General features: G+C 29.5%; 15 protein-coding genes. 7 read left to right on the top strand and 8 right to left on the bottom strand.

Going from position 1 to position 14,243, the window contains the following annotated elements:
- The first annotated feature begins 125 nt into the window (after nt 1-125).
- Both QZU75_RS02150 and QZU75_RS02145 read left to right on the top strand, forming a co-directional pair.
- Nucleotides 126-950 (top strand): hypothetical protein, encoded by an 825-nt coding sequence (locus QZU75_RS02150; RefSeq protein ID WP_296881306.1) that lies wholly within the window; start codon nt 126-128, stop codon nt 948-950.
- 248 nt (nt 951-1,198) lie between these two features.
- The gene (locus QZU75_RS02145) at nt 1,199-2,047 is read left to right on the top strand and encodes a hypothetical protein (protein WP_296881305.1); all 849 of its coding nucleotides are present in this window, start codon (nt 1,199-1,201) and stop codon (nt 2,045-2,047) included.
- A gap of 200 nt (nt 2,048-2,247) precedes the next feature.
- On the opposite strand, the gene QZU75_RS02140 is transcribed toward QZU75_RS02145, so the two are convergent.
- The 6 genes from QZU75_RS02140 to QZU75_RS02115 form a co-directional block, all read right to left on the bottom strand.
- A complete protein-coding gene (locus tag QZU75_RS02140) occupies nt 2,248-3,435 on the bottom strand; it encodes an ATP-binding protein (protein WP_296881304.1) in 1,188 nt (395 codons plus the stop codon).
- Between the two features lie 148 nt (nt 3,436-3,583).
- Nucleotides 3,584-3,724 (bottom strand): hypothetical protein, encoded by a 141-nt coding sequence (locus tag QZU75_RS02135; RefSeq protein WP_223166056.1) that lies wholly within the window; start codon nt 3,722-3,724, stop codon nt 3,584-3,586.
- A gap of 227 nt (nt 3,725-3,951) precedes the next feature.
- Nucleotides 3,952-4,620 (bottom strand): hypothetical protein, encoded by a 669-nt coding sequence (locus QZU75_RS02130; RefSeq protein ID WP_296881303.1) that lies wholly within the window; start codon nt 4,618-4,620, stop codon nt 3,952-3,954.
- Between the two features lie 466 nt (nt 4,621-5,086).
- A complete protein-coding gene (locus QZU75_RS02125; protein ID WP_296881302.1) occupies nt 5,087-6,082 on the bottom strand; it encodes a tRNA-dihydrouridine synthase in 996 nt (331 codons plus the stop codon).
- Nucleotides 6,083-6,189: 107 nt separating this feature from the next.
- Complete coding sequence (locus QZU75_RS02120; protein WP_149732400.1) at nt 6,190-7,182, bottom strand: tRNA-dihydrouridine synthase; 993 nt, start codon at nt 7,180-7,182, stop codon at nt 6,190-6,192.
- 50 nt (nt 7,183-7,232) lie between these two features.
- A complete protein-coding gene (locus QZU75_RS02115) occupies nt 7,233-7,610 on the bottom strand; it encodes a helix-turn-helix domain-containing protein (RefSeq protein ID WP_149732399.1) in 378 nt (125 codons plus the stop codon).
- A 76-nt stretch (nt 7,611-7,686) separates the two neighbouring features.
- Here QZU75_RS02115 and QZU75_RS02110 point away from each other — a divergent pair, with 76 nt between their 5' ends.
- Together QZU75_RS02110 and QZU75_RS02105 are read left to right on the top strand one after the other, a co-directional pair.
- On the top strand, nt 7,687-8,376 hold the full coding sequence (locus tag QZU75_RS02110) for a DsbA family protein (RefSeq protein WP_296881301.1): 690 nt from the start codon (nt 7,687-7,689) through the stop codon (nt 8,374-8,376).
- Entirely contained in the window at nt 8,373-9,062 is a 690-nt protein-coding gene (locus QZU75_RS02105) for a metal-dependent hydrolase (RefSeq protein WP_149732397.1), read from the top strand. Before QZU75_RS02110 ends, QZU75_RS02105 begins: the two co-directional genes overlap by 4 nt.
- Before the next feature lie 121 nt (nt 9,063-9,183).
- Here the strand turns inward: QZU75_RS02105 and QZU75_RS02100 are convergent, their stop codons facing one another.
- Both QZU75_RS02100 and QZU75_RS02095 read right to left on the bottom strand, forming a co-directional pair.
- On the bottom strand, nt 9,184-10,458 hold the full coding sequence (locus QZU75_RS02100) for an ATP-binding protein (protein WP_296812803.1): 1,275 nt from the start codon (nt 10,456-10,458) through the stop codon (nt 9,184-9,186).
- Nucleotides 10,459-10,737: 279 nt separating this feature from the next.
- Complete coding sequence (locus QZU75_RS02095; protein ID WP_296812804.1) at nt 10,738-11,739, bottom strand: hypothetical protein; 1,002 nt, start codon at nt 11,737-11,739, stop codon at nt 10,738-10,740.
- Between the two features lie 673 nt (nt 11,740-12,412).
- Here QZU75_RS02095 and QZU75_RS02090 point away from each other — a divergent pair.
- The 3 genes from QZU75_RS02090 to QZU75_RS02080 are packed head-to-tail and all read left to right on the top strand — an operon-like array spanning nt 12,413 to nt 14,235.
- The gene (locus QZU75_RS02090) at nt 12,413-12,649 is read left to right on the top strand and encodes a helix-turn-helix transcriptional regulator (protein ID WP_296881300.1); all 237 of its coding nucleotides are present in this window, start codon (nt 12,413-12,415) and stop codon (nt 12,647-12,649) included.
- 11 nt (nt 12,650-12,660) lie between these two features.
- Complete coding sequence (locus QZU75_RS02085; RefSeq protein ID WP_296881299.1) at nt 12,661-13,392, top strand: DUF4013 domain-containing protein; 732 nt, start codon at nt 12,661-12,663, stop codon at nt 13,390-13,392.
- A gap of 9 nt (nt 13,393-13,401) precedes the next feature.
- A complete protein-coding gene (locus tag QZU75_RS02080) occupies nt 13,402-14,235 on the top strand; it encodes a DUF4013 domain-containing protein (protein ID WP_296881298.1) in 834 nt (277 codons plus the stop codon).
- Nucleotides 14,236-14,243 lie beyond the last annotated feature (8 nt).

Below are 14,243 nucleotides of genomic sequence, written 5' to 3'. Positions count from 1 at the left end.
AGATTTACAAAATTGATGTTATTACATAATATTTTTTAAATTAAATAATATAAATTATTTTAATGATAAATTTAAATAATATTAGAAATATATTACTATATTAAACTAATTTAAGAGGTTTTTAGATGTCAGAATTTCAGGAAGACATGATATTTAAAGAGGTTAGTGAGGAAGATGCACGAATATTCTTAGATATCTTAGGTAAAAAATCCAAAAAAGTCAAGATAATGACAACAGAATTGCGCCAACTAGATCCAACGACATTTGTGCCAGATATAATACTGGAATTGGATGATGAAATATTGATAATCGAACTTCAATCAACAAAAGTCGGAAAAAAACATCACCAAAGATTCCACATATATGTGGCAATATCCGACTACAAATTCGATTCAATCCCAAAAGAAGTTAACCTATGTGTTTTTACCACTGCAGAAGAATCTAAAAAAATCATATATACCGTGAACAAAGACAATGACTTCATTTATGACGTGATTAGTTTAACTGATTATGACAGTGAAGAAATTATTAATACTATTAATGACAAACTTAAAGACAATACCGAAATATCTGGAAAAGAACTAATCTTATTTGCTTTAGTTCCCATCATTGAAAAAAATGATGGTGTTGAAGATTATGTCGAATATGTGGTAAATACATTAATCGACTTAAAAGGATTAACTCCATCAATTAAAGCATTAGTTTATGGAATTGAATGGCTGATTGTAGACAAATTCGTTGATGATGAAAAAACAAAAAACATATTACGCGATTTGTTGGGTGATAGAATGAGTTTAATACATGAATATGCAGAAAATAAAGTAAATCAAGAACAAATTAGAATTATTAGAAATCTTTTAAGACATGGAATGAGAGCTGAAGTAGTTGCTAAATCTGCTGAAGTACCATTATCCAGAGTTAAAGCTATTGAAAGAAAAATGAAAAAATAATTTTCTTTTATTATTTTTTTAATGAATAGTTGATAATACATATAGTAATTAAATTATTTTTACATTGATTACTAGTAAAAAACCATCCCCGATAATCTTCTATACCTTAAGGCGAAATGTGAAATAATCATGGTTAAACATGAAAACAATGATTTTTCACAATAATATGGCGTGCAAAAATTTACTTTTGATTTAAATAATATAAAAATCTAATAAATTTATATCAAAAATATTTTACTTGTGAGTTCATGGTTAATTCAAGATTATTAAAAATACTATTCCCAATTGATATTAAAAGTTTAACAATCATGGAAAGAATATACCACATACTGATTTTTACTGTTCCACTTCTATTGTTCGCTATAGTAATGGCTACTACACCCAGTGGTTGGTTTACAATAGCATTATGGGCATTATATGTTGTTTTGTTTGCTCCTTGGTGGTACTGCATGTTAACTTATGAAAATCTAGAGAAAAAATATAAACTTGACTCAGACATCAGATTTGGAAATACATATGAATTTTTTTCTAAGTTCTTGGCTTCATTCGCTCCAGGAATAATACTTACAGCAATAACAATTTCATATATAATGAATGAAGTCTTTCTAGGGGTTGTCATTTCCTTTGCTTTCATTATTCCATCATTTGCATTATATTTCAGAGATGATGTTTTTAATGATGAAAGTTGCATTGAAGGCCAAGATATTATTTTAGGTTATACTCCTGCATGGTATGGATTGTTGAGTGTGGCTATAGGGCTTTTTGGTTATATCAATGCATTTAAATTGAATAATCCAAAACTATCAATTTGTTTGATTTTAGTAACTTTGATTTTCCAAATACTTGCTGTTGCACCGGACAAACTTAATAAAGTCTTATTTTTTGAAGTTAGGAGAATAAGTGGATGTTTACTACTTCTTTTTTCAGTAGGTGCAATATTTTTATTAATATGTTTCATGATAACAGGACATTCCGTTATTAACTTAAATAATATTGATTTATCATTTGAAAGTATTGTAAGAAAAGCTCTTACTTGGGGTACTGGAATTATTATCGCAATACTATTCATACGGAAAATTAAAAGCATGAATAAATAATGATTTTTTAAACACCCTATTGCTAAACTTTATCAAAATTTAACAATATTTAAATTAGATTATTTGAGAGAAATACGAACATTTCGTATAAAACGTATGATATAGTTCGCATGCTTATCTTTTAACACCTCTGAACTCTAGGATACTTTATTTTGTAATAATTAAAAAACTTTTGAAAGCAAATCCAAAACTAATGCTAATTAAATACTTCTAAATGGATATATTCCATTCTTTTCATGACTATTTTGAAGCCAGTAGGTGAGTATTGGGTCAGTAATTTGGTATTTGTCATTTACATATTCAATTAAGTCAAAATCAAGCAGGCGATTCAATGGCCTATTAAGTGATCCGCTAGTAACCTCTAAAGTGTTTGCTATTTCAATTCTCCTTTTAGGGTTTCCAAGTAAAGAAATGATTATTTTTTGTTCTTGAAATGTTAATTTAGACCACATGAATATAAAATGTACTGCAAGATAATCAATCGAATCCTTAAATAACTCAATAATGTTATTTTCTGTTAAGGTTATGTTTTCTGGAAGAATTTTTGCAAATATGTTGATGTAATAAGGTATTCCTCGAGTGCATTTGTAAAATCTTTCAAATCCCCCATCATCCAGCAATATGTTTCTTGGAATTGATTCGATGTATTCCCTTGTTGTTTGTTTTGAAAATGGATGGATTTCAATTGTTAGCATTCTTCCTCCAAATGCACCTTCCTTTCCATTTAAATCATTGATTAAACTGTCTTTCAAACTCATACTTCCACAAAATAGGTATGCAACATTTTTTTGGTTTTGAATGAAACTACGCATATACCATAAAAATTTGTCTACATTGTCTAAATCTTTAATCAATTGGATTTCATCAATGAAAATGAATACTCCTTTTAATTTGTCACTATTGTCTTCGTAAATTTTTTGGGGCAATTCCATTACAAAATCAGCTAATCTTGCATAATTCTCCTCACTTTCAAATACTGGTACTGGAATGTGTTCATAAGATAAAATCTTATCTATCTTGAATTTATTTGTTTTAAAGTATTTTTCTATTTTCTTGTCAAGTGTTCTTAAGCCGAATTCTTTCGAAGCTTTTATTATTGCATCATAGATTATTTTGATTATGCTGCCTCGACTTAGCTTTTTTTGTTGGTATGCATTACTTCTTGACAGATCAATATCTACTACCAGATATTCCTTATCAAATTTATGTTTAATTTTTTTGATGAGTGCTGTCTTTCCTACTCCCCTAATTCCAGTCAATAGTATTGTGGGGGATGAATTGAATTCCGTGGTTCCTAATAGACTTGACAGTATATTAATTTCATCTGCCCTGTTGTAGAATTGTGTTTCAGTTAAATTTGTATCTGTAATGCTTGCAATTTCATCCATGTTTAACCCTCATGTAATGTAATTTGCATTATGTATTGTAATATAATGTAGTTTTAATTATATAATTAATTTTTCATTATATATTGTAATATAATGTATTTTTCATTACATTTAATCTTTATGTTATTGAAATCTTGTTTGATAATACTCATTGTGGATTGTGTAAGAATGTTTCAAAGATTAAGTCAAAATCTCCAATTCTTTGAATATTCTTAACACCAAAATGTTTAGTATCAGGCACAAAGAATTCACCACAGGAATTAATTATTTCAATTGAATAATCAATCATTTTAAAATATTTATTTTTTTATTTTAAAAAATATAATTCAATATTATATTTAATTACAAATTTTATAAGCTTTTTGTTTTAAATAAATACAAAATTATAAAGTTAAAGCAATTTTACAAAAGTAGAGCAATTTGATAAAAGAAATTTTTAAAAATAAGAGAATACTATTGGAAACAATATTATGGGAATATCATATACACAATCAATAATTAATCTGAAATTTTAGTTTACCAATTTACAAATAATGAACCCATTATTGCCATAAGTATTATTCCAATTATTAAAAATTTTGTTAAACCATTCTTTTCTTTTAATTCGAATGGTAGAATTTTATTTGCTATGTCTGGAGATAATATAAATGAAACAATTAGTAATGAGGAAATAAAGTAGATTAAGTAACATATGTCTAAGTTACTTTCTGCAATACCTGATATAACTTTCATTAATGAAAATCCAATGAGATGGCAACTTATAAGACTTCCAAAAATATAATAAATAGCAGGATGATATCCGATAACATATTCTATGATTCTATTTCCATTTTTATCTTCAGTTACTAATTTGTGACTGTTCTCATTTTTATAAACGTTAATTCTTAAAAACATGAAAAATGCAGGGTATAATGCTGCTAAACAAAATCCAATGGCAGAATAGATTCCTCCTTGATGTGAAGCAATTGGATAAATAATAAAAGCAAATGCAATACTTGCAGGAATGAAAAATAAAACTACTCCCTGATAAGATAGGCCTTTATATTCTTCATAAAATAATCCATATTTTCCATCAAGATAATCACGATTATAAACGATAATTGCTGATAATAATGTAAGTATTGTAAAACCGATGATAATATTAATTACAAATGAGGTGGGTAAATCTACGATTAAGAATAACACTAAGGATATAACAAGTCCAATTAGTTCTAAAAAAAATAGATCCTGAAATCATATAAGATTTCAATTCATTTTTATCTAAAGTAGACCAATCCTTACTAATATTTTTAATTAATTCTTCAAGCAAGCACATCACATTTATTAATTGAATTTCCATAAAATATATTTATTTCAGCACATATAATCATTACTAAAAAAAAGGAAACGAAATTATAAAAGATTAATAAAACAAAAGTAATCCATAAATCAATTATAATTGGAAACATAGCATACACCGTACATTACCAACAAAATTTAATTAATTAGACAAATTATTTTGAAAAAACTACGAACAATTCGTATGAAACTTATAAAAAAGTTTCGACACTCTCATTTTGCAACATAATAATTTTTAGATGCGATAATACTCTCATTAGACCAAATTTCATGAAACTATTTTAATTGCAGATATCTTTAAAAAAAATGATGATTAATCACTATATTCTATCAAACAAACACTCTGTTTTTTCCAATAGCAGTTGTTACAAGTTTTACATTCAGATTTGCCATATCCATCAATTTTCCATTGAGTTAAAAAAGTAGGATCTTTTACAAAGGGTCTTTGCATTGAAATAAAGTCAATATCAGTATTATTTAACAATTCGATGATTTTATCCATATCTGACCTTCCCCCACCTAAAACAACGGGGATGGAAACATTCTTTGCAACTTTATCCGCAAAGCTCACTAACATGTCTTGATTTGATTGACCTTTTCTAAAGTATTGTGGAGATAAGAATTTAGTAATCTGTAAGCTATCTGCACCGTTTTCAGCAAGAATTTTGCAAATTTCCAGAGAATCCTCTTCATCCTGATACAAATTAACCTTACAGTGAACATGCAATCCTGTTGTTTTTTTAATCAATTTAATTATCTCCAAAACCATTCTCACACGATTGTAAGTATTTCCACCATAATTGTCACTGCGTGTATTTTCAAAAGGATTCATGACACGTGATAAATAAAAATTATTGCCTATGCATAATTCTATTCCATCAAATCCTGCAAACATTATCTTTTTTGCTGCAACAATATAATCCGCCTGAATTGTCCTTATATCCTCCAAAGTCAAATCATTGACTTCCATCATCTGTTTCCCATTTACATTACAGTTGATAAAGCCTATTTGGGCAAGAATTGGAGTATTATTTTCATGGGCTATGCTGGTAACCTCTTTAAAGTCCCGTATGAATGAAGGAGCATTAATATAATCAGTAAAATCACTGAATCTGTCATGACTATATAATGAAATCAACTCGGAGACTATTACGCCAACATTATTTTTTGATAATTTTTCATATCTGTCAAATACATCCTGAGACAGATTTTTACTGGAATCGTTTTGGGATTCCCACAACCCATTTCTTATTATACGACTGGAAACCTCAAGACTGCCGAATTTAGTGTTGTCAAATATACTTTTCATAGTTACATATTAGATAAAAGGAATATAAAAAGGAGAAAGTAATTCACAAATTACCTAAAATTAACTGATTCAATAATTAATCTCAACTTTTGCTTCCTTAAATTACCCTAATAATGGTAACATGTGCTGGTCTTTGTCCTATAACAATTATTGCATTTCAAACATTTGGATTTACCTTCACCATTGATTTTCCAATTATTTAAAAAATCTTCCTTCGCAACAAAAGGCCTGTACATTGACATGAATTCAATATTAGTACTGTTCAGCAATTCATTCATATGAATCATATCATTAAATCCCCCACCAACAATGACAGGAATGTCAACAGAATCTATTAGTTTAGAAGTATAATCTATTAGTTCATCTTCTCCAGATACTTTGTTGGTGAAATACAAAGGTGAAAGAGGTCGTGTTAACTGAAGACTGTCAACTCCAACTTTTTCAAGTAATTTACAAGCTTTAAAACTTTCAGTTGAATTAAATCCATTTTTCCTCTCATCAAACGTGTTGATTTTGCAGGAAATATGTAAATCCAAGTTATCTTTCATTACTTTAACCAATTCCAAAACCAAACGTGACCTATTAAATAAATTTCCACCATAATTATCTTCCCTTTGATTATAATATGGATTGATGAATTTAGATAGGTAAAAATTATTACCTATTGACAATTGAATCCCGTCAAATCCTGCAAATTGCAACTGTTGAGCTGCAGAAATAATATCCGCCTGTATTTTACGAATATCTTCAACAGTTAAATCATTGACTGAAATATCCAAGTCAATTCCACGGTTGAATTTGATGAATTCAACTTGCCCTAAAATTGCAACCCCATAACTATGGCAAATTTCAGCCAATTTTCTTGCCACAGTCATGAAATTCCGATTGCTCATTTTAAAGGAATGTTCACTAAACTTATCATTAGGATATATTGAATACAGCTCAGAAGTAATTAGACCAACCCCGCTTGAGGCTATTTTTTCATATCTATCATAAATTGCGTTTAAATCATCTTGTTGGGATTCCCATAAACCTGTTCTGATGATTCTGCTGTTAAGTATTAAGTCACCGAATTTACATTTATCAAATATGGATTTCATAAAAAGTAATTAGTAAAAAATAGTATAAAAAGAAATAAGTAATTATAAACTTACCGGATATTGTAAATTTTGCGGTATTCACCCAAAAGTTCTTCAATTTCCACATCATCAGAATTGGAATAATTCAATTCATCAAAATAATACTCAGTGATTTCATATAGTATCCTATTAGCCCTAAGGCCTTTAGGAGTTAAAGCATATTCTGTCTTATTATGGTGCTCATCAACAACTGTCTTGGTGATTAGTTCCTGTTCTTCCATATACTTCAGAGTCTGTGCCAACACATGATTACTGATTGTGGGATTTGCATCCTTAAACTCGTTGAAATGTGTCATTCCCCTGAATATATTTGACATGATACAAAAAATCCATTTCCTGTTAAACAAATCTAAAGTATTTCCAATCGGGCAAATATCATTGCTAATCATATTATCTACCAAGTAATTATACAGTTACTTACTTATTTATTAATTAAATCTTTTAAATATTTCTTTGAGGAATATTATGAAAATTACATACTGGAGCGACTTTGCCTGTCCATACTGTTACATTGGCAATAGCAGATTAAAAAGAGCAATCAATGATTTAAATTTGGATGTTGAATTTGATATCCGTGCTTTTGAGCTTGATCAAAACGCACCAAAGGATGTCAAATCCACTACTGTTGAAAGGTTTGCCATCAAATATGACCTATCAATTGAAGATGCTAGAAAGCAGGTTGCACAAATTTCAGGGCTTGGCCGTGATGAGGGCATTGATTTTAAATATGAATCAACACTTTACACTAACACCCGTGATGCCCACAGACTGATGAAACTGGCACAGGACAAATATCCTGAAAATGTGGAAAAACTGGCCAGATTACTATTTGATGCTTATTTTGTTGAAAACCTTAAGCTGGCAGATAAGGAAGTGCTACTTAAAATCGCTTTAGATGCAGGTTTGGATGAAAATCAAATAAATGACGTGCTGAACAGTAATTTATACAACAGTCAGGTTGAAGAAGACGAGGATATTGCATTATCCGGAGGAATACACGGTGTTCCATTTTATTTATTTGACAATAAATACTCAATTCCAGGCGCATTATCATATGATGACTTTAAAAGTGTCCTGTCACAAATTGTTGCAGAAAATGAAGTTGATGATGATAAGGACGCAGACAGTTGTGCTGATGGGGTCTGTAAAATATGAAACTTAAATGGTTAGGTCATTCGGCATTTGAATTAACCTCAAATAGAGGATTAAATATTTTAATCGACCCATTCATTCAGGCAAATCCTGTATGCCCTCTAAAAATTAGCGATTTGCATCCTGACATTATCTGCATCACCCACGGCCATGCAGACCACTTCGGAGATGTCATTGAAATATCAAGAAACAATACAAATTTGATTGTTATAACAAATTATGAAATTTCCATATATCTTCAAAGAAAAGGAGTAAATGCCATTGGAATTAACTATGGTGCATCCGTTAAATTTGAGGATGTTGAAATCAGAATGCTTGAAGCCAGACACAGCTCAACATTTGACTTTGAAATTGATACAAAATATGCAGGGAATCCTGGAAGCTTTTTATTGACTTTCGACAACAATTTGAAAGTTTTTCATGCTGGAGATACTGGACTTTTCTCTGATATGAAATTTGTAATTGGAGAAATTTACAAACCGGATATTGCAATATTACCTATTGGAAACATTTTTACAATGGACATCAAAGAAGCATCAATTGCAGCTAGCTGGATTAAACCCAAATTTGTTATTCCAATGCACTACAATACATTTCCTTCAATTGCACAGAACCCTGAGGAATTTGAAAAATTGGTTCCAAACTCTAAAACATTAATTCCAAATGTCATGGAAAGCATTGAATTTTAAAGAGTGTGTTTAACTTACATCATTGCGCAAATAGAATTAAGTTAAAATTAGAAAAAAATACGAACAATTCGTATAAAACATGTGATATTGTTGTCATGCTTATAGATTTCAAGCATTGAAACTATCTTAAACAACCTATTGGAATAACTTTAACTCCATCTTTTCTTGTATAAGCTATTTCTCCCCCAGTTAAAACTGCTAAAAAACTAGGATTTCTAACCTGATCATTAACTTCAATCAATTTATTCACTTTCAGTAAATTTCGGGCCCCTTCCTCTATTTTAGTTTTTCCCAACTTACATTCGATTAATGCATATCTTCCATCGTTTAGATGCACAACACAGTCAACTTCCGTGTCGGAATTGTCATGATAATAAGATATTGAACCACCCAATTTAGAAGTGTATACACTCAAATCACGAATACATAAGTTTTCAAAAATAAATCCAAATGTTTTTAAACCATCAATTGTATTGAATGCTTCAGGACTCATATCTAAAGAGGCTACAGAAATGGATGGATCAATGAATACTTTTTTATTGCCTGACCTCATTGATGATTTTGATCTAATGTTTGGAGCCCAGCCCCTTAAATCTTCAATGACAAATAATCGTTTCAATGAGTCAACATATGAATAATAAGTGGGCTTGCTAATGTCACCAAAGTTAGCTGAAATATCTGCCATTATTGTAGTGTCCTTAGCTAAAGTAGAATTATTTCTTGCAATAGCTTTTAAAATTACTTTTACCCTATCAGGGTCACGTTTAACACCATCTACATTAGAAATATCACTTTCAGCTATATTATCCAGATAATTATAAGCTATTAATAATTTATCTTTATCGCTTTTTTTATTTATGGAATCTGGCCATCCTCCACGGCATGCTGCAAAAATTAAATCATCCATTGTTAAATTGGATTCAATTCCATCAATATCCATATTCGGATTATCAAACAATTCCTCAATAGAAATCTTACCGTTTGATTCTCCACTTTCATATAGACTCATAGGCCTCATTAATAGCCTATGAATTCTGCCAGTCCCAGAATGCATAATTTTAGACTCATCAACTACTGTAGAACCTGTCAATATATATAATCCTTCCCCTTGAAGTTCATCAACACTATTTCTAACACCATCCCACAATATTGGTGCCATCTGCCATTCATCAATAAGTCTAGGTTTTTCACCTTCCAATAATTTGGATGGTTTAATATCTAACCACATCTGATATTCCTCTTGCCTGTCAATATCCTGAAGTTTTAAAACACTTTTTGCATATTGTTCAGCAGTAGTTGTCTTACCACACCATTTGGGACCAACAATAAGCACTGCACCAATAACATTCATCCACTGCTCCAATTCATCATCCAAATATCGGACCATATACTCCATAGAATCATACCGTTTAACTATTTTTTGATAATATATTTAACTATTTTTTGATAATATATTTAACTATTTTTTGATAATATATTTAACTATTTTTTGATAAAACATTTTAAATACTATTAGATATAGGTTTCCATACTATGGATTATATGTTAATTTGAAACTTAAATATAGTTTTTGTTTGAAATAAAAACAATTTAACGAATTAAAAACAATTTTACTAAATAAAATCAATAATTTAACATTTCTAACTTATCAATAATACTGTTAAAATAAGAACTATTAAAAGCCTATTCCAGATAATCTCCTGTATCTCAAGACGAAACGCATTAGAATTAAAGTCAAACCTTCAAAAAACCAAATTGGGAATAAAAATTTGGGATCCATATTAAAGTATCCAACCAGTGAAAATAATCCTGCAAATAATGCCCATAATCCCGCATCGATTCCAATTCCAAGAATTGACAAAAATAATGATTTTTTATAATAATAAGCAGTGATTATTATAGATCCAAATAAAATTATTCCAGCAAAACTCATTGAATCCAGTTGCAAAACATTATAATATTTATCAAAAATAGCAGATATTATAAACAATGCAAAAAAGGATAACATGAAACATAATTTTACTTTTTGCATATCAATGTCTTCTTCTTTTTTATTCAATTCAGCAACCCTTTTTGATTCAATTATCTTTAAATCCCTAGAGGTTATATCTACACTGAACTTAAATGCCAGATAAAACGCATTGAAGATTATAAATGCATCGATTAATGATGATAGGGGAGTAAGTACGTAAAATATCACTTCACATACAAACATTGACAAAAAAGACAATTCACAAAAGACCAAAAAACTCCAGAAATTTACCTTCAATCTGGAATCACATTTATTAGCCATGACCTGATACAGATTATAGCTAAAAAACAGGCTAATAAATACTGAAAAAAATATCAAACAGTATTCCACACCATCAAGATTATAAGTAAATGTACTTGCCATAACGTTTTCAGCTAAAAAAACCCCCACTAATAAAATAACAAACAGAATGCATGAAAGTGCAATATGAAAATTTTTAGATTTGCCGATATAATATGCAATGACAAGCGCAACAATTGAAGAACTTATAATTTGGCATATCAATATCCCAAATGGAGTAAATGGTGAGTAAACAAGAAATTCCTGCAGATATAGTGAAAAATATACCAATGATAGAAACATTGTAATTGCCAAAATAATCTTAAAGCAATATATGTTTTTTCTCACAAATGTTTCTACACTCAAAATACTCTCTCCACTACCAAATAATAATTAGTTTATCTTTATCATGCTATTTAATTGTAATGATTATTTTACATCAGCCATTATTATATTAAAACCTAAACAAACTGTTCGTATAAAACAAAACTGACTTTTGATGTTATGGGTAATGTGGAATTTGGACATGTCCTATTAAAAAACTTATTTTTTGATTTAGAGGGCATTGTTTTTTTTTTTAAAAATAGTCTTGAAAATATTTTTCAGTTCCAGACAGATTATAGAGGAAAAAAGGGTTGCATATTTGAGTTTGTTTAGCATGATTTTTTTCTGTCTGGAACACACTCTGTAACATCAAATGTGTTAATCAAATGTTACATATGTTAAAGATGATTTACCTAATATATAAATGTTTCGTTTTTAATTTTATTATAAAAAAGTGAATATATTTAATTTAAATTATAAAAAAAGAATTTATGATTACCTATTTTAAAAAATATATATTTTTCATTTTGTTATAAGTAATTAAATTTATAGTTATTAGTTAAATTGATTTTAAATAAATTATTTTAGATTAATTTAAAATAGTAAAGTATATATACTATGTCATATAACATTAACATAAGTAATTAGATTTTAACATAATTACTTGGAGTACTTAAATACTTTTTGCAAAATGGATTAATATTGTGGGAATACTATGAGAACCATGATTAAATATTTAAGACAGGAGCTCAAAATGAGCCAAAAAGAGCTTGGGGATAAAGTTGGCGTAACCCGACAAACCATTAATGCGCTGGAAAATGGTAGGTACAATCCATCTTTATTTTTGGCATACGAAATAACCCAGGTTTTTAATAAAATGTTATTCAAAGGAGATCGAGAACAATATTTCGTCATGGAAGATATTTTCATTTTCGATGATGATTACTTTTAGGAGTTGAAAAAATGATATTAGATATTTATAAAGATGCACTAGAATATTCAGCTAAAGACTGGACAAAACTAGTGATATTGGGAGTAATATGTATATTCAGTTTTCTGTTTATTCCACTTTTCTTAATTACAGGATATAATTATAGGGTGATTAACACAGCCGTTCATGGTGTTATCAATGGAAGGGATCCTTTGCCAGAATTTGATGATATAATAGCTATGTTCATCGATGGTGTAAAGGTAGTAGCAGTTCAAATAGCTTATTTACTTGTTCCGTTTATAATATTTGTAATATTCGCAATTATTGCAAGTGCAATAGGAGATATTGCATCAGCAGTATTAATGATTGTTGGATGTTTGATTACATTTATAGTTTTTGTGATTGCAGAGCTAATGATGCAAATGGGAATATGTCACATGGCATTTAATGAAGGAGCATTTTCAAAAGCATTTGCATTAGGTGAACTAAAAGAAGTGATTGATGAAATTGGATGGTTTGAATGCATTATAACCTATGTTGGATTGATAATCATTACCTTGGTCATTTCATTTGTTGTAACTTCAATTATTGGAATATTCTTTGCAGCATTCGGATTTTCCGGAGCGATTTTAGGTGCAAATCCGGGCGGTATATTTGCAATAGGTTTTGTTATTAATGCATTAGTATCAATGTTTATTGTAGGACCATATTTAAGCCTATTCAATTCAAGATCAATTGGATTGTTATACACAATGCAAATCTAGGTGACTGAAGTGGCAAGCATAACAGATTGTGTCGTTGAAGGGTTGAAATATCCTTTCAATGACATTAAAAAATTTTTAGGTTTTGGTGTTTTATTTGCGCTATTGAGTGCATTGTCAACATATATTGGCATTAAGTCATTTGATATTTTCAGAACATCTGTCCATATTGCCGAAAAAACTAACACTACTGCTTCACATATACCATTTTCACAATTGCCGGCAGGCGACATTTATATTGTTGCGGGATTATCCCTCCTCAGTTTAATCGTTTTCCTGTTCATATGGGGATATCAATATGATGTAGTGAAGTTCTCAATAGACAAAAAATCAGATCTTCCAGGATTCGCTGACATATTGGGAATGTTAATTAGAGGAGTCAAATATTTCATTGTGACTCTGGCATACAGTATAATTCCAGTTCTTGTATTTGTTGTGGGAATGACATTAGGTGATCCATCCGCATTCATAGCTGTATCATTAATTTCAATGTTACTGTTTATAGCCGCCTATTTTATTATGATTATGGCATTAAACAACATGATTGCTCATGATAGTCTTAAAAAGGCATTTGACTTTAGCGAAATTACTGGCAATATTTCTAATCTAGGATGGGGAAAATATATTGGAATAATGCTATTTACAATCATTGTAATGATGATTATTTCAGTTGCCGTAAGCTTTGTAATGAGCTTTATAACTGTAGGATTTGCTGCTGTTATCAACAATCAGGCAGTAGTCATATCATTTGTCATTGCAATAATTCAAGGATTATTTATAGATTCATATATGAGCTTATTTTTCAATAGGGTCTGCGGATCGATATATAGAGAATCAATTAAATAGTCGGAATG

The organism is uncultured Methanobrevibacter sp., from assembly GCF_902764455.1.
GTDB lineage: Archaea > Methanobacteriota > Methanobacteria > Methanobacteriales > Methanobacteriaceae > Methanocatella.
The sequence above is the reverse complement of the archived record's forward strand: the minus strand, read 5'-3'. Positions and strand labels throughout refer to the sequence as shown.